The 22,802-nt window shown below is 57.7% G+C and carries 25 protein-coding genes; 19 read left to right on the forward strand and 6 right to left on the reverse strand.

Annotated features, from left to right (window positions below; genetic code table 11):
- The first annotated feature begins 1 nt into the window (after window position 1).
- Both traD and L6D74_RS06370 read left to right on the forward strand, forming a co-directional pair.
- Window positions 2-2,107 (forward strand): type IV conjugative transfer system coupling protein TraD, encoded by a 2,106-nt coding sequence (gene traD, locus L6D74_RS06365; protein ID WP_236188287.1) that lies wholly within the window; start codon window positions 2-4, stop codon window positions 2,105-2,107.
- Window positions 2,108-2,197: 90 nt separating this feature from the next.
- On the forward strand, window positions 2,198-2,929 hold the full coding sequence (locus L6D74_RS06370; protein WP_236188289.1) for a TIGR03747 family integrating conjugative element membrane protein: 732 nt from the start codon (window positions 2,198-2,200) through the stop codon (window positions 2,927-2,929).
- 270 nt (window positions 2,930-3,199) lie between these two features.
- Here the strand turns inward: L6D74_RS06370 and L6D74_RS06375 are convergent, their stop codons facing one another.
- Window positions 3,200-3,568 (reverse strand): histone-like nucleoid-structuring protein, MvaT/MvaU family, encoded by a 369-nt coding sequence (locus L6D74_RS06375; RefSeq protein WP_236184594.1) that lies wholly within the window; start codon window positions 3,566-3,568, stop codon window positions 3,200-3,202.
- Between the two features lie 303 nt (window positions 3,569-3,871).
- Here L6D74_RS06375 and L6D74_RS06380 point away from each other — a divergent pair, with 303 nt between their 5' ends.
- Genes L6D74_RS06380 through L6D74_RS06420 form a run of 9 tightly spaced genes read left to right on the forward strand, consistent with a single transcriptional unit; the run spans window position 3,872 to window position 11,333 of the window.
- Window positions 3,872-4,207, forward strand: coding sequence for an integrative conjugative element protein, RAQPRD family (locus tag L6D74_RS06380; RefSeq protein WP_236184596.1), 336 nt, complete (start codon window positions 3,872-3,874; stop codon window positions 4,205-4,207).
- The gene (locus L6D74_RS06385) at window positions 4,204-4,437 is read left to right on the forward strand and encodes a TIGR03758 family integrating conjugative element protein (protein WP_003174124.1); all 234 of its coding nucleotides are present in this window, start codon (window positions 4,204-4,206) and stop codon (window positions 4,435-4,437) included. Before L6D74_RS06380 ends, L6D74_RS06385 begins: the two co-directional genes overlap by 4 nt.
- A gap of 17 nt (window positions 4,438-4,454) precedes the next feature.
- Window positions 4,455-4,826, forward strand: coding sequence for a TIGR03745 family integrating conjugative element membrane protein (locus L6D74_RS06390; RefSeq protein WP_003174125.1), 372 nt, complete (start codon window positions 4,455-4,457; stop codon window positions 4,824-4,826).
- Window positions 4,827-4,833: 7 nt separating this feature from the next.
- Complete coding sequence (locus tag L6D74_RS06395) at window positions 4,834-5,247, forward strand: TIGR03750 family conjugal transfer protein (protein WP_236188296.1); 414 nt, start codon at window positions 4,834-4,836, stop codon at window positions 5,245-5,247.
- A complete protein-coding gene (locus L6D74_RS06400; protein WP_236188298.1) occupies window positions 5,244-5,885 on the forward strand; it encodes a PFL_4703 family integrating conjugative element protein in 642 nt (213 codons plus the stop codon). The genes L6D74_RS06395 and L6D74_RS06400 overlap by 4 nt, the downstream gene beginning before the upstream one ends.
- The gene (locus L6D74_RS06405) at window positions 5,882-6,694 is read left to right on the forward strand and encodes a TIGR03749 family integrating conjugative element protein (protein WP_236188299.1); all 813 of its coding nucleotides are present in this window, start codon (window positions 5,882-5,884) and stop codon (window positions 6,692-6,694) included. The genes L6D74_RS06400 and L6D74_RS06405 overlap by 4 nt, the downstream gene beginning before the upstream one ends.
- The gene (locus tag L6D74_RS06410; protein WP_236188300.1) at window positions 6,684-8,201 is read left to right on the forward strand and encodes a TIGR03752 family integrating conjugative element protein; all 1,518 of its coding nucleotides are present in this window, start codon (window positions 6,684-6,686) and stop codon (window positions 8,199-8,201) included. Before L6D74_RS06405 ends, L6D74_RS06410 begins: the two co-directional genes overlap by 11 nt.
- Entirely contained in the window at window positions 8,164-8,580 is a 417-nt protein-coding gene (locus L6D74_RS06415) for a TIGR03751 family conjugal transfer lipoprotein (protein ID WP_122513570.1), read from the forward strand. Before L6D74_RS06410 ends, L6D74_RS06415 begins: the two co-directional genes overlap by 38 nt.
- Entirely contained in the window at window positions 8,580-11,333 is a 2,754-nt protein-coding gene (locus L6D74_RS06420) for a conjugative transfer ATPase (RefSeq protein WP_236188303.1), read from the forward strand. The genes L6D74_RS06415 and L6D74_RS06420 overlap by 1 nt, the downstream gene beginning before the upstream one ends.
- A 41-nt stretch (window positions 11,334-11,374) precedes the next feature.
- Here L6D74_RS06420 and L6D74_RS06425 read toward each other — a convergent pair whose 3' ends face one another.
- Window positions 11,375-11,632, reverse strand: coding sequence for a LasR-specific antiactivator QslA (locus tag L6D74_RS06425; RefSeq protein ID WP_069551349.1), 258 nt, complete (start codon window positions 11,630-11,632; stop codon window positions 11,375-11,377).
- Window positions 11,633-11,801: 169 nt separating this feature from the next.
- On the opposite strand from L6D74_RS06425, the gene L6D74_RS06430 reads away from it, so the two are divergent.
- From L6D74_RS06430 to L6D74_RS06450, 5 genes are all read left to right on the forward strand, one after another.
- A complete protein-coding gene (locus L6D74_RS06430) occupies window positions 11,802-12,056 on the forward strand; it encodes a helix-turn-helix domain-containing protein (protein ID WP_236188305.1) in 255 nt (84 codons plus the stop codon).
- A gap of 117 nt (window positions 12,057-12,173) precedes the next feature.
- Window positions 12,174-13,130 carry a TIGR03756 family integrating conjugative element protein gene (locus L6D74_RS06435; RefSeq protein ID WP_236188306.1) on the forward strand — a complete coding sequence of 319 codons (957 nt, stop codon included), beginning with the start codon at window positions 12,174-12,176 and terminating at the stop codon, window positions 13,128-13,130.
- Window positions 13,127-14,509 carry an integrating conjugative element protein gene (locus tag L6D74_RS06440; RefSeq protein ID WP_236188307.1) on the forward strand — a complete coding sequence of 461 codons (1,383 nt, stop codon included), beginning with the start codon at window positions 13,127-13,129 and terminating at the stop codon, window positions 14,507-14,509. Before L6D74_RS06435 ends, L6D74_RS06440 begins: the two co-directional genes overlap by 4 nt.
- 3 nt (window positions 14,510-14,512) lie before the next feature.
- Window positions 14,513-14,821: a hypothetical protein gene (locus L6D74_RS06445; protein ID WP_236188308.1), complete on the forward strand. Its 309-nt coding sequence runs from the start codon at window positions 14,513-14,515 to the stop codon at window positions 14,819-14,821.
- A gap of 10 nt (window positions 14,822-14,831) precedes the next feature.
- Window positions 14,832-16,376: a conjugal transfer protein TraG N-terminal domain-containing protein gene (locus tag L6D74_RS06450; protein WP_236188309.1), complete on the forward strand. Its 1,545-nt coding sequence runs from the start codon at window positions 14,832-14,834 to the stop codon at window positions 16,374-16,376.
- Between the two features lie 9 nt (window positions 16,377-16,385).
- On the opposite strand, the gene L6D74_RS06455 is transcribed toward L6D74_RS06450, so the two are convergent.
- From L6D74_RS06455 to L6D74_RS06465, 3 genes are all read right to left on the reverse strand, one after another.
- Complete coding sequence (locus L6D74_RS06455) at window positions 16,386-16,769, reverse strand: DUF3742 family protein (RefSeq protein WP_126589253.1); 384 nt, start codon at window positions 16,767-16,769, stop codon at window positions 16,386-16,388.
- Between the two features lie 179 nt (window positions 16,770-16,948).
- On the reverse strand, window positions 16,949-17,539 hold the full coding sequence (locus L6D74_RS06460) for a hypothetical protein (protein ID WP_126589252.1): 591 nt from the start codon (window positions 17,537-17,539) through the stop codon (window positions 16,949-16,951).
- Window positions 17,539-18,270 (reverse strand): hypothetical protein, encoded by a 732-nt coding sequence (locus L6D74_RS06465; protein ID WP_236184620.1) that lies wholly within the window; start codon window positions 18,268-18,270, stop codon window positions 17,539-17,541. Before L6D74_RS06465 ends, L6D74_RS06460 begins: the two co-directional genes overlap by 1 nt.
- A 440-nt stretch (window positions 18,271-18,710) precedes the next feature.
- Between L6D74_RS06465 and L6D74_RS06470 the strand changes: the two genes are divergently transcribed.
- Together L6D74_RS06470 and L6D74_RS06475 are read left to right on the forward strand one after the other, a co-directional pair.
- Window positions 18,711-19,040, forward strand: coding sequence for a hypothetical protein (locus L6D74_RS06470; protein WP_236184622.1), 330 nt, complete (start codon window positions 18,711-18,713; stop codon window positions 19,038-19,040).
- Between the two features lie 132 nt (window positions 19,041-19,172).
- Window positions 19,173-20,132 carry an ArdC family protein gene (locus L6D74_RS06475; protein WP_236184624.1) on the forward strand — a complete coding sequence of 320 codons (960 nt, stop codon included), beginning with the start codon at window positions 19,173-19,175 and terminating at the stop codon, window positions 20,130-20,132.
- Between the two features lie 131 nt (window positions 20,133-20,263).
- Here the strand turns inward: L6D74_RS06475 and L6D74_RS06480 are convergent, their stop codons facing one another.
- A complete protein-coding gene (locus L6D74_RS06480) occupies window positions 20,264-20,461 on the reverse strand; it encodes a DUF7740 domain-containing protein (protein ID WP_007901093.1) in 198 nt (65 codons plus the stop codon).
- 222 nt (window positions 20,462-20,683) lie between these two features.
- Between L6D74_RS06480 and mobH the strand changes: the two genes are divergently transcribed.
- Window positions 20,684-22,411, forward strand: coding sequence for a MobH family relaxase (mobH, locus tag L6D74_RS06485; RefSeq protein WP_236188311.1), 1,728 nt, complete (start codon window positions 20,684-20,686; stop codon window positions 22,409-22,411).
- Window positions 22,412-22,802 lie beyond the last annotated feature (391 nt).

Raw genomic sequence — 22,802 nt, forward strand, 5'->3', positions numbered from 1 at the left:
CATGGCCGAGCATGCGATGGAGTCCAAGCTCCGGCCAGCGGTGGAGCTGTACACCGTAGCGATCTGCATCGCGGCCGCGGTGTTGTGCGTGTACTCGCCCTGGGCTGTGGCCCTGTCACCCGAGATCGGTCTGGTTGCAGCGCTGGCCTATGCCCTGTTCGGCCTTATCCGGCTGCGACAAGCCTGGGAGGTGCTGCGTTATCGGCGCAATATCCGTCGGCTGCCCCGCTACGAGCTGACCAGTCGGCAGATTCCGGTCAGCCGCAAGCGTCTGTTCATGGGCCGAGGATTTCGCTGGACCCGCCTGCACACCCAGCGCTTGGTCGAGGCCCAGGATCCGGCGGTCGCCCACTATATCGACCAACCGACCCGCTACCGCCTGGCCCGTGGACTCGAGCGGCGCCTGGAGCATGCACCGTTTCCACTCTCGATACTGGCCCGTGTCACGGCCTGGGACAGTGCCTTCAATCCGATGCGGCCTTTGCCCCCGGTAGGTGGCTCGCCACTATTGCATGGGGTCGAGCCCGATGAAACGGAAGTCAGTCTGCCGCTGGGCGAACGGGTCGGACACACCCTGGTGCTCGGCACTACCCGTGTCGGCAAGACCCGGCTCGCCGAGGTGTACATCACCCAGGATATTCATCGCATCGAGCATGAGGTGGTCATCGTCTTCGATCCGAAGGGCGACGCCGACTTGCTCAAACGGATGTACGTCGAAGCCAAACGCGCCGGTCGGGAGAAAGAGTTTTATGTGTTCCATCTGGGCTGGCCGGAGATCTCCGCACGCTACAACGCCGTGGGACGTTTCGGGCGCATCTCGGAGGTTGCATCGCGTATCGCTGGACAGCTCAGCGGTGAAGGCAACTCTGCGGCCTTTCGCGAGTTTGCCTGGCGATTCGTCAACATCATCGCCCGTGCTTTGATCGAGCTGGGCCGACGTCCAGACTACCTGCAGATCCAGCGACATGTGGTCAACATCGACGCACTGTTCATCGAATACGCCCAGCAGTTTTTCGCCAAAACCGATCCGAAAGCATGGGAAGTAATCGTCCAGCTTGAAGGCAAGCTCACCGAGAAGAACATTCCCCGGCATATGGTGGGGCGCGAAAAGCGTGTGGTGGCCATCGAGCAGTACCTGGCGCTGAAGCGGGTATTTGATCCGGTCATGGACGGACTGCGTTCGGCGGTCCGATATGACCGTACTTACTTCGACAAAATCGTTGCCTCGCTACTGCCGCTGCTGGAGAAACTCACCACCGGCAAGACCGCCCAGTTACTGGCCCCCAACTACACCGATTTAGATGACCCGCGGCCAATTTTCGACTGGATGCAGATCATCCGAAAACGCGGCATCGTCTACGTCGGTCTGGATGCACTGACCGACGCCGAGGTGGCCGCCGCGGTGGGCAACTCCATGTTCGCCGACTTGGTGTCGGTCGCCGGACACATCTACAAACACGGCATCGACCATGGCCTGCCCCAATCGGGTAACAACAGTGACAAGTTGCCGATCAACCTACACGCCGATGAGTTCAACGAATTGATGGGTGATGAATTCATCCCGCTGATCAACAAGGGTGGCGGTGCCGGCATCCAGGTGACGGCCTACACCCAGACCCTCAGCGATATCGAGGCGCGAATCGGCAACCGGGCCAAGGCCGGCCAGGTCATCGGCAACTTCAACACCTTGCAGATGCTCCGCGTACGCGAGACCGCAACTGCGGAGCTGCTCACCCAGCAGTTGCCCAAGGTCAACGTGCTAACTAGAACCTTGGTGTCGGGTGCGACTGACACCTCCGATCCTGAAGCCAATACCGACTTCACTTCGTCCTCCCAGGATCGTGTCAGCAGCACCAGTGTGCCGCTGATCGAGCCTGCTCATATCGTCAGTTTGCCCAAGGGGCAAATGTTCTCCTTTCAGGCCGGTGGGCAGCTCTGGAAAGTCCGCATGCCTTTACCTAAACCCTCCAACGACGATGCCATGCCCAAGGATCTGCAGGAACTCACTCAGCGGATGCGGGCCACCTACAACGAGCAGGCGGGACAGTGGTGGACTGCCAGCGGGGGCGGCCCAACAACAAACTTCGATCTGGATCAGGTGGGGTAGCCCGCCCCCGCTACAGGTTTTGATTCAGCAGAAAACTGTCCAGAAGGCGTCGTGAAGACATCAACGCTGCAGCGCGCAATGGAGTGAACGATGGCGACTTCCGTCCAGAACACGCCGCCACAACCGGTCCAGCGCCCGGGGTTGATCATCTCGGCAATCAGCCTGGTCCTGCGCATCGTCGGATTGCTGATCGCCTCGTTACTGTTCTCGATCCTCATAGAGTTCGCCGGCCTGCTATTGTTCTGGGGCGATCAGGGTTGGCGACACAGCCAGGCCATGTTGAATAGCGAATTGGGATGGCTCAGCGAGCACTTCAAAGCTTCACTCATCCTCCAACAACCCGGGCAAACAATCGTTCAAGTACTGGATTTTCTCAATCAGTGGCTGCTGGTCAAGACTGGCTTTGCGGATTTTGCCCGGCAGGCGCGGGTGTCGAGTCAGGGCAACAGCTTCTGGAGTTGGACCAATCAGCTATACCTGAGCATTGAGGATTTTGTGCTGGCTGCAGTGTATGTGACCTTTACCTTCGTGGTGCGCCTGACCATTCTAGTCCTAGCCACACCCTTATTTCTGTTGGCCATGTTCACTGGTTTTGTGGATGGCTTGATGCGCCGTGACCTGCGCAAATTTGGCGCGGGCCGTGAGAGCAGTTTTGTCTATCACCGCGCCAAGCGCGCAGTGATACCACTGCTGATCGTGCCCTGGATCATTTACCTATCTCTACCCTTTTCGCTCAACCCTATGGCCGTATTTTTGCCTTGTGCTGTAATGCTTGGTATCGCAATGGCAATCACGGCAACTACATTTAAGAAATATCTCTGACTCGGAAAAATTATATTTTCCGTCGTATATCCCCCTGGTATCAGGATAGTTATCCAGCGTCTGCAGAACTGATACACCGCACGAGTTCACCCGCCAGAATTCGACCGAGATTCCCCACTTCGAGCGGAGTGTTGAGTGAAAGGCAGACTCCCAAAATTTGGGAGTGTGCCTCACGATTGGTGCAGGAGTGGGACCAAGATTCGCATTCAGGACTCATCACCCTCACCGACAAACAAGGACGCATGCAGAGCCCTTGCAATCAAACCGTTCTTACTGCGTACGCCACGACTCGACAACGTCTGCACCAAACTCGATTTTCCATTCTTTCAACTGCCGATGGTTACCTCCCTTGGTTTCGATCAGCTCACCAGAGTTCGGATTTTTGTAAATTTTCACATCGCGAGCTTTACGCGCGGCCTTCACAGGAGCTATTAGTGTCGAGGTACGACGGCCAGCCTCTGGATCTAGGATGCTAATGATGTTCTTCAAGCTGAAGCCGTACTCGCCAAGCAACGCCCGCAATTTGCTCTCAAATTCCATTTCTTTTTTTAGGCCGGAATCACTTTTCATCGACTCAAGCTCTGCGAGCTGTTCGGCCAGTTGTTGCTCAAGCTTACGAAATTCAACCAACCGAGACATGTGAAACTTCCTTCAGTTTAGGGAAATGAAAAATGAACATTCCAATGTTAAGCGATGATTAGCTCTTCGTCACCCATGCTGCCTTCAAGCACGAGCAAATCCACTCATTGCTGCATGAACAACACATTATTAATGGGTAAGAGTGCTGTCTGAGCTTTCTTTATGGTCCAATCGATTGCTCATGTAGTGTGAGTGTCTTCTTCCGCTTTCCGCTAAAAAAGCGATACATCCCACCTCGCGTTTAATACTGAATAATTCAAGCGCTAACTTGATTCTGACTCCATCTCCACATGGGCCAGCATCATGTCGATTACCATCTATCGCAACTTTTTGCTCCTTTCACTGACCATTGTTCAAGGCAGCAGCTATGCCGCATCTGCTCATGAGCAGGAACAGCTCAGCCTGGTCCCGCAACAACTCGACATTATCGAACGCCTTGCGACGCAAGCTGAGGTAGCCAGTACCTCTGAACCAAACGAACGCTATCGCTTCGACTATCCCCAACTGACTCAAGACATCCAACGCATCCGCCATGGTGTGCTGGGATACCTGTTTCCTTCCCGTGCGCAACCCCGCGATCCCGCTGAATTGGTCGGCGAATACCGCCTCGACACTCCGTCAGCGGAGCCGTCGCCATGACTGAAGCTCAGACCTCGGCGTTCCAAAACGCCTCCGGTTTCTCACCGCAGAGCAGTTCGACGCTCTGGCTGTCCCTGGTTCTCGTCCTGGCTTTGCTCTGGTGTGCCTGGGTGATGTGGACGGCTTACCGAGGATGGGCCGCCGGCAGTGTGCGCTTTGGAGCCTTCGGTGGCAGCGCCATGCGCGTGCTGCTCGCATTGTTGGTCCTGATGTTCTTCACCCTTTCCTAATCCAGGAGATCGCCGTCATGCTCAAGTGCCTTGTCCCCCTGAAAAACAATCTGCGTGATCGCGCTAGCCAGCGCTTGATCGGTCTGCTGTTGGTACTCGGTCCAAGCCTGGCTTTTGCCGAACTACCGACTATGGAAGCTCCTTCACGTGGTGAAGGTTCCGGGTTGATCGAGACGATCAAAAACTACGCCTACGACGGCGGCATCCTGCTCGGTCTGCTGATTGCCCTGCTCGCTTTCTTGGGGGTGGCCTGGCATTCGTTGACCGTGTACGCCGACGTGCAAAACCAGCGTAAGACCTGGAAGGACTTGGGTGCGGTGGTCGGTATCGGTGCTCTGTTGGTGGTGATCATCATCTGGTTCCTGACCAAGGCTGCCGCGATTCTGTGAGGTTGGCATGAACGACGCTATCGAACGCCTTGCCGACGGCACCTTGGTTTTTCTACCAGAGCGACTCAATCGTGATCCTGCCGTATTGCGTGGTTTGACCAATGATGAGATGTGGGTGGCGCTCGGTGCCGGCGCACTTGTCGGCCTGGTGCTGGGTGTACCTCTGGCGATCGCAACCGTCTCCATTGCCGTGGCGCCAACCAGCATGATCGCAGGCATGGCGGTGGTGCTATTTGCCGGTGGCACACTACTGCGTCGGGCCAAACGGGCTCGCCCCGAGACCTGGTTGTACCGCAAACTCGAATGGGTACTGGCCAGCCGTTCGCGCCTGGGTCGCGGAAGTCTGATCCTGCACTCCGGCGCCTGGACGGTTCGCCGTTCGCGTCGACTGCGCCCTGCCCTGTCCCGGTGGCAGCCATGAGCCGATTTCGGAACAAGGTGGATGCCCAACAGGCCCACATCTTCAGCCTGCGTCTGGCGGTAGTGATTCTGGCCCTGGTCTGTGCCGGACTTTGGTATGGCTGGCGCTCGGCACCGACCGATCTGACGGTGCATGTCCCCCCGGATCTGCGCTCGGGCAGCACTCGTAAGTGGTGGGATGTCCCCCCAGAGAATGTCTATGCCTTTGCCCTGTACATCTTTGGCCAACTCAACCGCTGGCCTTCGGATGGCGAGCAGGATTACCGCCGCGCCATCTATGGCTTGCAGTCCTACCTGACACCCGCCTGCAAGGCCTTCCTCGACGGTGATTATGAGTATCGTAAGGCCGCCGGCGAGCTGCGCCAGCGGGTGCGTGGCGTCTACGAAATTCTGGGCCGAGGCTACAGCGAAGATCCGGAACTCAGGGTCAAGAAACTCGACCGCGACAGCTGGCTGGTCAAGCTCGATCTCAATGCCGATGAATATTACGCCGCCGAACCGGTGAAACGGGTGGTGGTGCGTTATCCATTGCGCGTGGTGCGTTTTGATCTGGACCCCGAGCGCAATAAGTGGGGGCTGGCACTGGATTGTTATCAGGGCACTCCGCAAAAAATCTCCCTGCCTGGAGGTGAGCCATGAAGCGGATTTCTACCCTGGGACTCACCGTCGCACTGATGCTATGGGGAGCTGCAGCGCAGGCCGTCGAGCTGATGCACTGGGAACGCCTCCCCCTCGCGGTCCCGCTGGTGATCAATCAGGAACGAGTGGTCTTTATCAATGAGGATGTTCGGGTCGGCGTGCCCTCAACCCTGACAGGCAAACTGCGTGTGCAATCAACTGGCGGCACGCTGTACCTGCGCGCGTCAGAAGCCATTGCCCCGACCCGACTGCAACTGCAATCGGTCACGACGGGCGAGATTATCCTCCTGGATATCGCGGCCACTTCCGGCGATCAACCGCTGGAGCCCGTACGTATTCTCAAGAATGCTCAGGGGCAAGCTACCGAGGCTGAATCTAGCGCCGTCCCTATTCCAGAACGCACACCGACCCCGGTCGCTTTGACGCGCTACGCCGCGCAAAGCCTGTACGCGCCGCTGCGCACCGTGGAGTCCCTGCCCGGTGTACGCCGCGTCCCGCTCAAGCTGCGCACCGAACTGCCAACCCTGCTGCCGACGGAAAACGTGTCCAGCACACCCATCGCCGTCTGGCGACTCGGTGATTATTGGGTGACGGCGGTGAAATTGCGCAATCGTGGTTCAGAGACGGTGCAACTCGATCCACGTCGACTTCAGGCCAAGCTGTTCGCCGCGGCTTTCCAGCATGCTTTCCTCGGGCCTGTCGGCAGCGCTGAAGACACCACGATCGCCTACCTTGTGACCCGCGGTGCCGGCCTCGAGCAAGCCGTGCTGCTCCCGCCCGTTGCGCGAGGTGCTGACGATGAAAGCTAACGCCTTGCTCAAATGGCTGGTACCGGCTGCGCTGCTGGGCGTGGTGGTAATCATCCTGAAAACCTGGGTCGCGGGTAGTAACACTTCCTCTCCAGAGCACCCAGTTGATCAGGGCAATATTCAGTTATCCGCCGAGCAAGCCAAGTCGCTCGGCATTGCGGGCGATACCCCACGCGACACGGTCGCCACCCTGGTCGGCCAGGTGAAGGCCATGCGCAGCGACATGCTCGGTTTGAAGAAACACAATGACTCACTGCAGACGGAAAACAACCGCCTACGCGAGCGGGAAAACAGTGTCGATTCGCGTATCCAGACCGCGCTTGGCAGTGTGACCCAGCAGGTCGACGAAGGCCGCCGCCAAGCCAACGAGGCCCGACTCAAAGCGGAACAAGACAGTCGTCAGGCTCGCGGCCTGCTGACGCAATTGCAGGAACAGTTGTCGGGGCTGGCTGGCAAAAGCAAGGACATGCCGATCGGATTGGGGCTTGAGCCCGGCGACGGCGCTCAGTTCGAAGAGCGACACTCTACCAATGATGCACTGCAGTGGATTGAACCCTCGGATGCTCCGTTCACCGACGCCAGAGGCAAAACCACGACTTCCTCCGCACTGAGCCTGCCTACCGCTTTCAACTCTCTGGAAGGCTTGAAAGACAACGCGATTGATCGCAGCCAGAAACAGCTACGTGCAGCTACCAAGGGTGAGCGCGACCTGACGCGATCCGTTGATCGTACCGAAGGCGCGAAGCCGGTCTACACGATCCCCGAAAACGCCACGCTGATGGGCTCGGTCGCCATGACCGCGCTGATCGGCCGAGTCCCGGTGGACGGCACCGTGAATGACCCCTATCCCTTCAAGGTGCTGGTCGGTCCGGAGAACCTGACCGCCAACGGCATCGACCTGCCGGACGTCGCGGGGGCCGTGATGAGCGGCACGGCGTCCGGTGACTGGACCCTATCCTGCGTACGCGGACAGGTCGAGTCAATTACCTTTGTGTTTACCGATGGCACCATCCGCACGGTGCCTCAGCCGAAGGCGATAGCCAGCCGCACTGCCTCCACCACCCAGAGCTCGAACACCGACAAGATCCGTGGCGGGCTCGGTTACCTGTCCGATCCGTATGGCATTCCTTGCATCGCTGGCGAGCGCCGCTCGAACGCCCAGCAATACCTCGGCAGCCAGAGCCTGATCACTGCCGCCGGTGCCGGTGTCGCAGCGCTGCTCGGGGATGAGCGGAACAACAGCAGTGTGATCAGTTCGGGCGGCAGTACGCTCGGAGTCACCAGCAGCAGTGGCAATAGCGCACTGAATTCAATTCTCAGTGGTGGGGTCAGCGACATCCGCGAGTGGGTGAACAAACTGTATGGCGAAGCCTTTGCTGCCGTGTACGTACCACCTGCAGCACAGGTCGCACTGCACCTCGACCATGAGATCACCATCGACTACGAGCCCAAGGGCCGGAGCGTTCGCCATGAAAAAGACCATGCTTCTCTGCCTGACCTGGATTAGCTTGCTCTGCTGGGTCCTGACGGGGTGTTCCACCGACAAGGAAACGCTTCTGCCCCATGGCGAGCAAACCATGCTGGACATCTGGAACGGCGCCGGTTCACAAGGCACTCAGCAGCAACTGCTGGAGGCTCGGCAACAGTTACGCCGCCCGCTGGCTCAGGCAGATTTCTCCTCTTCTCTACAGGAACCGTACACGCGCACAGCGGCGAACGAGATCCGCAACCTGTTCCCTCGCCTGCCCAATCCCGATCTGGTGCTGTACGTGTATCCGCACCTGAGCGGTACCGAGCAAGCACCGGTCCCGGGTTACTCAACCGTCTTTCCGTTCTACCAACGAGTGCAGTACGCATTACCTGGTGAACGTCAGGAAGACTTGTAGTGCGTACCGGAGATTCGGGCAACCGCACTCCCGCGTGGAAAGCTTGGCGCAACCCGTCGCGCCCTCGCGTGACCTTAGCCGATGAAACCGCACTGTATGCGCACAACCCCAGCTTCACCGATCACCTGCCTTGGGTCGAGTACCTCGACACTGAGCAGTGTTTTCTGCTCGATGACAATCGTTCGGTGGGCGCGGTGTTCGAGTTGCTGCCCATCGGCACCGAAGGGCGCGAACCCGATTGGCTGATGGCGGCCCGCGATGCCCTCGAGGATGCCCTGCAGGATAGCTTTGACGAGTTGGATCAAGCGCCTTGGATAGCGCAGTTTTTCTGCCAGGACGACAACGATTTCACCCCCTATCTGACCCGACTCACCGACTATATCCGGGACAGCGCGCGAGGCACGGTCTTCACCCAGGCATATTTGGAGCTCAGCCGTCGTCATCTGAAGGCCATCACCAAGCCCGGTGGTCTGTTTGAGGATAAGGTGGTTACGCGCCTATCCTGGCGTGGCAATAACCGACGGGTGCGCCTGGTGATCTATCGCTGGCTTGAGTCTGACGCTGAGGAGACGGGACTCACTCCAGTGCAATCCCTGCAACAGGCTTGCGAACGTATCGCGGCTTCGTTGCAGGCGTGCGGGGTGCAATCGACACGAGTCGATGGCCGAGGTCTTTATGCCTGGTTAGTGCCCTGGTTCAATCCTGCGCCCACGCTAACCAATGAAGCGCCCGAGGAGTTCTACCAGCGCGTTGCCTATCCGGAGTCTGCCGAGGGCGAGTCGCTGGAACTGCCCTTCGATCATGACTTTGCCGAGCGGCTGTTCTTCAACGAACCGCGTTCGGATGTGCAGCACGGACTCTGGTTTTTTGACGATCAGCCCCACCGGGTCATGGTGGTGGACAAGCTTCGCCGGGCGCCCTTGATTGGTCAACTCACCGGAGAAACCCGCAAGGGCGACGCGGTGAATGCCCTGTTCGACCAGTTACCCGAAGGCACGGTGATGAGTCTGACCTTGGTGGTCAAACCTCAGGATGTACTTGAGGATCAGTTGAACCGCCTTGCCCGCAAAGCCATCGGTGAAAACCTAGCCTCGACCCAGACCCGCCAAGATGTTGAAGAGGCTCGTGCGATCATCGGTCGCCAGCACAAGCTGTATCGCGGCACCCTGGCGTTCTACGTGCGCGGTCACGATGAGCAGCAATTGCACCAGCGCTCGGTCAGCCTGGCCAACGCGCTGCTGGGTGCGGGGCTGCAACCGGTACGCGAAGGCGATGAAGTCGCCGCGTGCAACAGTTACCTGCGTTGGTTACCGATGGCTTACAACCCGGCCCGCGACACGCGCAACTGGTACACACGCCTGATGTTCGCCCAGCACCTGGCGAACCTGGTTCCGGTCTGGGGCCGCAGCACGGGCACCGGCCACCCCGGTATCACCCTGTTTAATCGTGGTGGCTCGCCGTTGAGCTTCGATCCCTTGTCACGCCTGGACAGGGCCATGAACGGCCATCTGCTGTTGTTCGGCCCTACCGGTGCCGGCAAGTCGGCCACCCTGGTCACCCTGCTGATGCAGGTAATGGCGGTGTACCGCCCTCGCCTGTTTATCGTCGAGGCCGGCAACTCATTCGGTTTGCAGGGCGACTACTTCGCGACACAGGGCTTGTCGGTCAACAAGGTCCAATTGAAGCCTGGCGCCTCGGTCAGTCTCGCCCCCTTTGCCGATTCCTACCGTCTAGTCGAGCAGCCAGATCAGGTGGCGAGTCTTTCCGTTGATGAGTGGGACGATGAAGCGGTAGCCAGTCACGAGGACCAGCGCGACGTGCTCGGCGAACTGGAAATCACCGCCCGGTTGATGATCACCGGCGGCGAGGCCAAGGAAGAAGCCCGCTTGAGTCGAGCCGATCGCAGTCTGATCCGCGAGTGCATTCTGGATGCGGCACAGACGTGTGTCGCGGTGGGTCGGCAGGTACTGACCCGAGACGTGCGCGACGCCTTGCTGCGCGTCGCCGCTGACCCGCACTTGCCGGAAAAGCGTCGCGAGCGTGCCCAGGAAATGGGCGAGTCCATCGACCTGTTCTGCCAGGGTTTCGAGGGTGAACTGTTTGATCGCGAGGGCACGCCTTGGCCCGAGAGCGATGTGACCGTTGTCGATCTCGCCACTTACGCTCGCGAAGGCTACGAGGCGCAGATGTCCATCAGCTACATCAGCCTGATGAACACCGTGAACAACCTAGCCGAACGCGACCAGTACCTGGGCCGACCGATCATCATGGTCACCGACGAGGGCCATATCATCACCAAAAACCCGCTGCTGGCACCATTCGTGGTCAAGGGGACGAAGATGTGGCGCAAGCTCGGCGCTTGGTTCTGGATGGCGACGCAAAACCTTGCTGATTTTCCGACTGTCGCACAGACCATGCTCAATATGATCGAATGGTGGATTTGTTTGAACATGCCGCCGGCGGAAATCGAAGAGATAGCCCGCTTCAAGAAGCTCACACCAGCGCAAAAAAACCTGCTGCTCTCCGCCAGTAAGGAACCGGGTAAATACACTGAGGGGGTCGTGTTATCGAAGAAGCTCGAAACGCTGTTTCGGGCCGTGCCGCCCAGTCTTTATCTCGCCCTGGCCATGACGGAGCCCGAGGAAAAAGCCGAGCGCTGGACACTGATGCAGGAGAACGGCTGCTCAGAACTGGAAGCGGCGTATCGGGTAGCTGAACGGATCGATAGAGCGCGAGGAATAGAGCCCGCATAGGGGAATCTATTCAGGCCTCTCGCTCTAAAGCGAGTGACCGCTTATTGCGGTACGCCCCGGAGCCGCTGCTGAATCCTCAACAAGAATCCGGCTTCGAAGGCATCCTGGCAGTCACCGACAGGAAAGGTCTTGCGGGTTTGCGCCAGCTCCCACCACAGGGGAATCTCGCCGGGCGTATCAAGCCAAGCCTGAGCACATTGCACGCCACGTTCGATCATCGAGGCAAACTCGTTGCCCCAAGGCGTCAGAAGACTTGGGCAACCATCCGCCGCAGGAATTGAAATGTAGTTTTCGTCCATACACACCCTAGGGTTCTGATTTTATTGTTAGACGCTGGACCTAGCCTCGAAATCATAACGTAACCAAATGAACGCTGGATAACAGGTATGTGCATCAAATGGCCTAGATCAATACCAATGTAGACTATATCCCGTGGATTGAGAGTCCCTCAAGGCGCAATTTGCGCGCATGACTCAAGACTACGAACAGCTTCGTCTGCAGCTGGCGGAAAACATCCGCTTGATGCGACGGTTAAAGAACCTTACCCAAGAGCAGTTGGCGCTCATGGCCGAGGTCGATCGTACCTACGTCAGTCAAATCGAACGATGCACGGGCAATCCGTCGCTGATGGTCCTGTGCAAACTCGCCAATATTCTCGAAATCACGACGGATCAGCTCCTCACTGAGTCAGACACCCTTCGCCGTGCGTTGAGCATCGAATAGCTACCTCGTCGCCCTGCAAATCCTTGTAAACCGACAACGCCAGCTTCAGCTTTATCACTGACGGTGTACGTTCAATCATCGAACGTGTCCAGGCCATTAGCCCAAAGAGCCTGGACCATGCCTGTCGTATGCCCATCAATCGCGCCCCAGAAGCTACGACCTTTGACGCTGAGCATCCTGCTGGTGTGCGGGCCAAGCGTAGCGCTGGACACCGGCAGCATCACATCCTCGGTGTTGTCGCCAAATTGCCTCGCCTACAGGGTCGTCGGCATTTGTTTCTGGCTCCTTTGCACGCCCTTCGGATGCACAGTCAAAACCTCGACCAAGGTTCGTCATTTCATTCCTGAACTGGTGGTTTCGAGCTATTCCACCACGGGCAGTAACCCATGGACCGAGATGGCCACCCTCTCCTCTTCCATCAGCGGTGCGGAAGGTGGCGGTAACCTGATTACGCCGAACACCCAGCGCGACAATCTGCCCCGCTTCAAGAACGTCGATGGCATTGGTCACCCCGGGGGCTGGGCCGCCACACAACTGGCCTCGCAATCCGGCTATGCCTGCACCAGCGGCGCAACCGCGTTCATGCCCTACTACTTGAGCACCCTGGACTCACTGGCCTGGCGTCATGGCATCCCGGAAAGCTTCTATCCCGAGTCGCTCATGCCGGGGATCCGTGAAGTCGGTAGTCAGGCCTCAGGAAACATGTGGGGCAACGTTTATCCACGGCAGGGTTTTCTGGTTCAGCCCGACGATTTCAAGGCGGCCGCAGTCATGGCACAACGGGCCGGCGATGTGATTACCCGTAACGGACAGCCGCATGTGTATTTACCGCTCACGCCAGCAAAACGCGACGGCTACTGGCCGCCTGGCCCGATCATTGAAAACGACGCTTCGACCCACAAATGGCAATTGCTCTACCCTCAGGTTCAGCCCACGTGCGCCATCTTCCCCAGCGATCCAGTACAGAGCGCGGATGGCGGCTACGCCTGGTCGCTGTGGCGCCCCTATAGCTGCTGCAAACGTGAGGGGCAGACCTTCCTGTTCAGCATCGACTTCGAAGGCGATGCATCATGAGCCGGTTGTGCGCGCGACCATGGCGTGCCGTGAAGAGCCTGCTGCTCTGTGGACTGCTCGCCATAGCCACGCATGCCCACGCCGCCGAGGGCGATTACCGCCTGGGTACCCAAGGCGAAGTACTCGACGACCGGGTGATGTACACCGTTGGTGGCGGCTCGGCAGTCGGCTCACCGAGCTCGCTCTACCGACCCAGCGGTCTCGGCGTCGGCGGCTCCTGGCGAGCGAACATGATGTGCGGAAACATGAGCCTCACCAATACCCTGCAAAACCAGCTGAACGGCGTCACCGAAGGTTTCCAGCAGATCATGGGCAGCATCGTGCAGAACGCGACCCAAGCGGTGATGTCGCTGCCAGCATTGATCATCCAGCGCGCCAACCCCGGTCTCTATGAGTTACTCAGTAACGGGGTGATGCAAGGTCGGATCGACTTCGACCGCTCCAAGCTAACCTGCCAGGCCATGGCCGAAAAGATGGCGGATAAGGTCGGTCAAGCCGGTTGGGGCGCGCTGGCCAAAAACCAGGAGATGCAGGGCAATCTGGAGCAAACCGGCGGTGATGCGGTGGCAGCGGTGAAAAACACCGAGGCCCATAACGGCAACAATGGGGTGTCCTGGGTCGGCGGTTCGAAGGCCGGAGGTAACGGACAGACGCCCATTCGGGTGACCGCCGACGTGGTCCGCGCAGGCTATAACCTGCTGCATAACCGGACGGTGGATGACAGTGCGTCGATCAGTAGCAGCGACTGTTTGGGTGGGGCCATTTGCCAGACATGGGCCTCACCCCAGGAGGAGTCCGAATGGGCAGTTCGCGTGCTGGGCGAGAGCGAAGTCGCGACCTGCGACACCTGCGAAACCCTGCGTGCGACCGCTGGCAGCGGATTGACGCCGCTGATCCAAGAGGCCTACAGCGAACGCCTCAAGGCCTTGCAAGGGTTGCTGTCCGACTCTCTGCCGCTTACTTCTGACAACCTGGCTAAAGCCTCCAGTTCAATGCTGCCGGTGACCCGTGGCGTGATCGAAGCGCTGCGCGACGATCCTGATCAGGAACTCCTGGCGCGGCGCCTGGCCAGTGAGACGGCCCTGTCCAGCGTGCTCGACAAAGCGCTCCTGCTACTGCGCACGCTGCTGGCGGGCAGTCATGAACCGAACATCGCTTCCGCCGAGCCCGCACAGACCGCCTTGACGAAAAACATCGATGCTCTCGAACGCGAAATCCGCCTGCTACAAACCGAGCTACAGGTCCGGCAGATGCTCGCCACCAACACCGCCAGCCTGGTGCTCGACCGGCATGCCGGTGGTGCCGACGCATCGCGTACCGTCGAGCAAAGCGACCCCGAGCCCGGTCGACTCAATGATGCTGACGCCAGGCGCAAGTGAGCCATGAAACGCTCACCGCTATTCACTCTGCTTTCAGGTCTGGGGATTGCCGCGGTGACGATCCTGACCGCCGCACTGGTCGCCTGGATCGGCCGAACTGCGCTCGGTAGTTTCGAGGTCTGGCAGCAGGCATTCGAATCCGCACGACCTTATCTGCGGTGGTGGCGCGCCCTGCTCTATGTCGCCCTTTTTGCGCTCTGGTGGGATCTGCTTCGGCGCTACCGACGCCGACCACAGGATCGACTGCGCGTGTGGCGCATCGGGGCATTAGGGCTCGTGCTCTTGACCGTCATCGAACTCACCCGACTGTGAGGTCACCACCATGCTCATGAGCACCAACAGCTACCTGGAATTTTACCTCTCTCTGCTGGCCTGGATCATCAACAACGGCCTCTGGAGTGTCCTGTCCGACACCGGGCTGTTCGCCGCGCCCTTCGGCGCGATCATCCTCCAGGAATGGCTGTCGGCCCGTCAGCAAGGCGCGGATGAAGGTAACAAGGGATTGCTCTCGGTGCCGCGGATCGAGAACCGGTTGTGGCTGGCCTACATCGTCGTATTGTTCGGCTGCGCGCCGGTCTTTCCGTTGAGCCTCGCCTCAATGGCGTTCGATGATGCAGCGAGCCAGCGCTGCGGTGTCAGCGTGGCTAAACCGGCGGAAACCGCCTGGGGGACGACCTTCAATACCATCGGCGAACGCTCCGCCAACGTACCGATCTGGTGGTTTCTAGTGCATGCCTTGAGCAAAGGGGTAACCGCCGCAGCCACCGCCTCCATCCCCTGCGCACCGGATATCCGGCAGATGCGCATGGAGATCGACAGCTCGCGCATCGACAGCCAGGTACTACTGCAGGAAGTCGCCGACTTCACCCGCGACTGTTATGGCTATTCCCGTTCTCGGTTGTTTACCAATCGCCCGCAGTTGGACAAGGTACAAAGTCACGATGCGTCCTGGATCGGTTCAAGCTATTTTCTCGACACGCCCGGCTACTACGACACGGATCGTTCACGTACACCGCGAATCAGTTGGCCGTATGACGAAAGCCGCGATGTTTCCTTGCCGCGGCTGGAGAATGGCGCGGGCTACCCCACTTGCAAGCAGTGGTGGAGCGACAGCGGTGTTGGCTTGCGCGAGCGGTTGATCCAGCAGGTTGATCCCTCTCTGCTGACTCAGCTGAAAGGTTGGCTGACTGGCCGCTCGAACAACGAGATTGAGGATGCCACCCTGCGCGAACTGGTCAGTCCGCGCCAGCAATCGATGTCCATGTCGCCCGGACAGGTGTACCAGGACTATGGTTCCAGCGCTCGTGGCGGCTCGATCAATCAGGGACTTAATAACCTGGCCACCAACACTGGGCTGGCTCTCGGCTCCTTCAGCAATTTCCCGGCGATGAACGCGCTACGCGCCGCTCTGCCGATGGTGCAGGCTTTCCTGATCATGGGCGTCATCATCAGCTTGCCGCTGATCCTGCTGGTCAGTACCTACCAGCTAAAGACCGTCATGACGGTGACGTTCGCGCTGTTCACGCTGCACATGCTGGGCTTCTGGTGGGAACTGGCCCGCTGGGTCGACTCCAGCATGCTCGATACCTTGTACAACCAGGTTTCGGCGTCCAATCAGGTGCTGTTATCGCTGCCCACATCTGGATTTATGGATGGAACGGTCACGGCGCAGGTGATCGAGTATGTGATGGGGGCAATGTTCGTCGTGCTTCCAATGTTGTTTTTGGCTGCAATGAGCTGGGCAGGATATAGCGTTGGCTCAATTGCCGACGGCATGCTTAGCAAAGGAGCAGCTCAAGCTCAGGATGCGGGTGCAAGGGGCGCTGGAGCTCTGATGTCTGCTGGAAAGACCTTAAGGAAGGGGTGAAGAACTCGACTACAGGTCTTTTAAATCAGGCTGACCGGGTGCGCGCCCATACTCATACTCACCATATGGGTCGCCATATGCCTTGTACCGGAGAGCATCCTTAGGTTTGATAGACGTTCCATTGGCGATGGCCCAACACAAGGCAATAAGGATCATCACCGACACTGTAAACCATAAGCTAACGAGAAGGAGTCCGGCAGCTACTGCCAACTTGATGACTAGAAAACTCCCGCGAACAAGTAATTTACCTGCGGGCATTCCTGCCGTCTCCGCACGCTCAACCACGCGGGATTCAAACGTTTTCAACCTACGGTAACCACACTTCACCGACAGACCACAGGCATACGCCCAGCGGTGGGCACGTGAACTCTGAACAGGTTGCTGAGTCGGCATGGTCTCGCCCTCTTCTGAGCGTTTTCATGGTTGAGACAAAAGTAATAGCTTACTACTGAAGACGGCCCGTGCGTGACCATTTATCAGTTTGCTCAGACGGCACCGCGAGCTTTGATATGGGCGTCGCGTTGAGCGCCGCACCCATATCGCATTCCGTCAGGCATAGGACCAGTAAACGGTTAGTAACCTTTTGGTATGCGATAGGTCTTGCCCTTTGTGCGGTCTCCGAAAATGTCCGTATGCTCCGATTCGTCCGTGCGTATGCAATCGCGCGTCTGACCGTTCCCAACATTGCATTTCGACCACTCAACCCGACTAGCTAATTCGCCCAGTCTCGCAACTTCAACTCGACGCGCTTTTATTTCGTCTAATGACGGCACCCACAAATAAAGAGACACTACTACCAATGCAAGGATCGTAGCCTGCGCCGACAGGAAGTAGAGCCAACGCCTGCTATTCAATTTTTTTGCTGCCATGTTGTACAGTTCAGCAGCCCGCTGAGCGGCAGCATCTGCCTCCGTGAATCTCTTGCTCAACAGCTCAGCAGCTTGATTCGCAGTTGACTGTGCAGAACTCTCGATACTCTGCTTGACGCCAGCCTCCAGTCGAACCAGCTTCTTTTCGACGCTATCCTGCAGCTCACGCAACGCATCAGTAGCCCGTCGAGACTTGCTCTCATCGATCTCTACAGCTTCGAGAACTTTGCGAGCCGCGCCAAAGAGGGCCTGAAAATTTCGATCGTGCGCTTGCTCTTGACTTGTTCCGGCCATCAATATCTTCCTAAAGTTGGACCTTTTAGATCGGGCATCTCATGACCTGGTTGCTTCATCTCTCTCTGAAGGGAAAGATATCGCTCCTGGCTGTACTCGATCCATTGTTTGTGGGATAGGTTCAAATCCATCAAATCCTGTAAGGCGGCGAAATGCAGACTTCCACCGCTGCCGGCCACAAGCACCAATCCGCCTGTTCCGGTCTCCTCTGGCCCTTGAGCAAGCCGCACCAGATCGATGTAGTCGCGCTCAGCCCTTGTGATCTCAGCCGATCTGCGTTGCAGAATGCCAACAGCCAGCTCCTCGATAAAATTTTGGAACCTCTCGGTTGACTTAGGCCGTTGCCTGGCGCCGTCGCCAAACGCATCGAGGTAGGGTTCAATGCGTGCCGACAGTGCAGCGCTGGGAAGAGGCGCCGTTTCGATGTACCAATGCACCCGCCGCGAAGTACCTGGTAGATCAGGCAATTCGTCCAATTTTTCGGAAAAAATTCGAGATAGAAACTGGTGACGACCAGCCTCTTTTTTTGACTTGTTAGCCTCAGTCTTAAACTCGATCAAACGTACTGTGCCGGGGAATGCCATCAGCAAATCCCCCAATCGTTTATCGTCTGGCGTTTGTTGAAGCAAGTTCACCATGCTTGGTAACTGACCGGATCTCAGCTGTGAACCAAGAGCGAACCCCAGCCCGTAGAGAAAATTTCCGATAACCACATTTTCATACAACTTCATTGAACATCATCACCCTAGTATCACACCCTTTAGAAGCTTGCCGGTACCGCTCCAAGCCTAACCGTTTGTCAGTCAATCCGGTCGAAAAAACAAGGCTGGCTTTCAGTAGACTCAGTTCGTCTAACGTGTTGGTTTATCTCGTTGCTATTCGCGAACAGCTCGGCTAAACCCGAGGTACGGATCGCTGTTATCGGCAGCACTTTCCCAGGTAGCCAGAACCTTCAAGGCTACGTCACTTCGGTGATGGTTCTCCCCAAGTGCGATTAGCGTTCGGTGGCTCGCACGGTGACCGTTGCTACGGTGATGAACGCCTACTGCTCTCCTGAGCACCTTTCGAGCGCTGCTCGTGAGATAAGCCCTCTTGATTTTCTTCAACCCACTGCGGGGAAATCTTTCCCCGCACAGGACAGGTTTCTTCGCGTTTTCAACGGAGACATACCATGCCCGATTCACTTACACCGGAACCACTGAACACCCTTCGGTTGCCCATCGTGTTCACCCCTGGCGCGTGGCAACGCGCAGTACTGCTAGAGCAATCCGATCACGCTGAGAAGCTGCAGGTCGATCGGTTGAGCCACGTATTGCGCGCAGCCTTCGAAGCCCACCTGGCCTTTCCACACAAGCCTTACGTGCTGTTCGAGGTAATCCACATTGAACCAACCGATCGCTTAGACCAAGACCCGTTGCTGCAATTGAGTCTGAGCCTACTCCAAGAACCGGGTCAGCCTGCCGCCTTGCTGATAGCGCTTGCAGCAGAACACCAACGCTAAGTGCAATGGGCGGCGCCCACCTCCACATTCGGACGGTATGCAGGACCTGCATCAATCCAACCCATCACCCAACCGGGGAACCCTCCCCCGACGGGCAAGGCGTTCCTCCGTTTTGCTCTCGAGGAAATTGCCATGCGCGATATCTACCAAGACGTGACAGACAAGATCGTTACCGCGTTAGACCAAGGCGTTGTTCCCTGGATCAAACCCTGGTCCTCAAGTGGCTCCGCTTACATCGGTCATCAACCCTACCCCATCAACGCCATCACGCGACGTCCGTATTCGGGCATCAATTTACCGCTGCTCTGGGCCGAGGCCAGGTTGCAGGGCTTCACTCAAGATCGTTGGCTGACCTTCAACCAAGCCAAAAAGACCGGTGGGCACATTCGTAAGGGTGAGCACAGCACTCTGGCGGTGCTCTACAAGCCGATGGAGCGCGAGGAACAGACCGAGTCAGGCCAACCCGTACTCGATGAAAACGGTCAGCCCAAGGTCGCTCACTTCTGCATTCTCAGGATACATTTTCTGTTCAACATCGAGCAAACGGAGGGGCTCGAAATGCTCAATGACACCCTGCTCGAGACGGAACAGAGCGATCCCTTCCAGCCCAACAGCGCCGCGGAAAATCTGCTGTTAAGTTCAGGTGCACGCATCGTTCATCGGCCTGCCGACGAAGCCTTTTACCACCCGATCAGGGATCTCATCCAACTGCCGACAAAAGCGCAATTCCACGATGAAGGTGGGTACTACGCCACCGCACTTCACGAGCTGACGCACTGGACCGGGCATCACGCTCGGTTGCAACGCGAAGGCGTGACGTCAGCCTGTCCGTTCGGCTCGCCAGGCTACGCATTTGAGGAGTTGATCGCCGAAATGGGCGCGGCGTTTTTATGTGCCTACGCCGGTATACAGGGAGAGCTGAGGCACGAGGGCTACATCGACTCCTGGCTCAGCCTGCTCAAGGCTGACAAGCGCGCAATCTTTCGTGCCAGTGGCCACGCCCGAAGCGCCTCGGAGTATGTACTAAACCTGAAGCAGCAATTGGGGCAAGTAGTCTTGGATGACTCGCTATGCATGAACGATGGAGCTTAATCGTTACCTCACCGTTCCAATCGCTTCACAGGGCCCAACGCGAGTTGAGCCCTTTTTTCTGCGCCCGGAAAAAGCCCCATGCCACGGGGCACTGATGCAAAGAATCAGAGAGCGCACACACCCGCAGCCTGTCATTCCGCATCCAGGTTCTGCGCCAGAAAATCCACCAGCTCAAGCGGACTTCGACTATCGATCACTTTGTAGATCAGATCGCGTTTGCTGCGCGGCAACTTCTTGACCACGCTCTTCGCCGAGGCCCTGACGGCTTCGTCGGTCCCATGGATACGTGCCGCGAGCAACAGCACAAGCGTGGCGTCAGTGAGGTTCATGGCAAGACCCAAAAAATAGGCACCGTAGTGTACCGACTCTTTTCTTTTTCGTACCAGCCCCAACAAAACGATGTGTAGCAGTATCGATATCCCGATTGCCGCGCAAAGGGACACGAGCCAAAAAGGACGGGTAAGGGTTGGAAGGGAATGGGGACTCAAGGGTAAGAGCTCTATCCGAAAAGGCTAAAAGGCCACTGACCCAGCCACCTCCCGGGGGTCACGATGCTCAGTCTGTTTCGCCACAAAAAGCAGAAGCCACCTCCGCCACCGACCGTCAACGTCGCCGAAGGCTACCTACCCGTTGAGTCGGCCCACAGCCTGTTAGCGGCGGACCACCGCTGTCAGTTGCTTGATCGGATTTGGCAGTACACCGCCCTCTCCCACGCGCAGTTCAGCCAGCTCTATTTAAATCCTATACATCGTTACGCCGAACAGGTCCAGCAACTCCCGGCCAGCGAAACACACCACCATGCGTATCTTGGTGGCATGCTTGACCATGGGCTGGAGCTGGTCGCCTGCAGTTTGAAACTGCGTCAGTTATATCTACTTCCCACCGGTGCCGCGCCTGAAGACCAAGCTGCCCAGACTGACGCCTGGTCCGCAGGCATCGCCTATGGCGCGCTTCTCCATGACATAGGCAAGATCGCCGTGGACCTGTTGGTCGAACGCCAAGATGGCCGTCTTTGGCATCCCTGGCAGGGCTCACTGGATCAGCCCTACCGTTTTCGTTACATCAAGGGTCGCGACTACCACCTGCACGGCGCCGCCGCGGGCTTGCTCTACAACCAGATTCTCGATAGCCCCATCCTCGATTGGCTCAGTGGATTTCCGTCACTGTGGGCCGGTCTACTGTATGTCCTGGCGGGTCAGTACGAACGTGCCGGCGTGCTGGGGGAGTTGGTGATTCAAGCCGACCGCGTCTCCACCGCGCAGAACATCGGCGGTAACCCAAGCAAGGCATTACAAGCGCACACTCATTCGTTGCAATATCACTTGATTAGCGGACTGCGTCATCTGGTTCAGCACGAGCTGAAACTCAACCAGCCGGGTGCCACGGGATGGCTGACCCAGGACGCACTCTGGCTCGTCAGCAAGACGGTCACGGACAAGCTACGAGCCTATCTGCTGTCGCAATCGATTGAAGGCATTCCCTCGTCCAACCTCGCGGTATTCGACGAGCTGCAGTCACATGGATTGGTTGAGTCCACGCCGGATGGCAAAGCCATCTGGACTGCGCTTGTGACACAGGGAAATTGGCAGCAGACTTTCACCTTTCTGCGCCTTCAGCCGGCACTGATTTGGGGTGATGAAGACCGGCCTGAGGCGTTCAGCGGAACAGTGAGCGTTGCAACCAATGACCAGCAACCTGACGGTCCGCCATCCCCCTCACCTCCCACGGCAGTCAATACACGATCAACTCGAAGCCAATCGCAACCTGATTCACTAGCTATGGAAGATGACGACTATTTAGGAACGTTGCTGGACATGTTCGAAATAACAGAACCCGAGACCAATCGTTCACCTTTAGAAAGTGCTCACGAAATCTCAGATCCTGCTTCGGATAACTCTGGCCAGGTTTTCCTGAGTTGGGTCAAGGAAGGTATCCAGAGTCACAAGCTGATCATCAACGACAGCAAGGCCAAGGTGCACACGGTGAGTGGCCGCGTATTTCTGGTCACTCCTGGCATTTTTCAGCGCTATGTTCAGGAGTTTCCGGGCATATCAATGGGTGCCTATTACGAAGGTGAAGAATGGCGATGGGTGCAGAAACAGTTCGAGAGGCTGAAGACCCACAAAAAGCGCGACGATGGTTTGAATATCTGGCTCTGTCAGGTCGAAGGCCCCAGGAAGAAGGCAAAACTCAAAGGCTATCTTCTAGAAAACCCAGCACTATTTTTCGAAGCTGGGTCCATGCCTGCCGATAACCCCTTTCTTAAACTCGAAAAATAGTAAATTTCCATGGCAGGCTAATGGATCCCTACGACGTTCTGTATCGCGAGTACTCGCCAGCATTCATCCTCGGCGCTCATTCCTTTCTAGATCAATAACCGTCTTTGCGGCCTCATATTTTTTCAACTCGATGCTTTAGCCACAACTACACCTGCTTTCGAACTATCACATCCCCCAAGTTGTCAAGCACAGTAACCGCTCATGCCCCAGGGTGAAGCGAATCGACACTGCGGCCATCCACCTCGACCACTTGTCCAACCCGGAGAGCGGCTGTGATGAGCCTCTGCAATCGCGCTCCCTCTTCAGGGGCAGGTAGGAACGGCTCAATCACCACCTCGGGTCGCCTAGCGCTAGAGAGCGTTACGCGATGGGTAGCTGGAGAAAGGCTGCT

This window comes from Pseudomonas pharyngis (assembly GCF_021602345.1).
Lineage (GTDB): Bacteria > Pseudomonadota > Gammaproteobacteria > Pseudomonadales > Pseudomonadaceae > Aquipseudomonas > Aquipseudomonas pharyngis.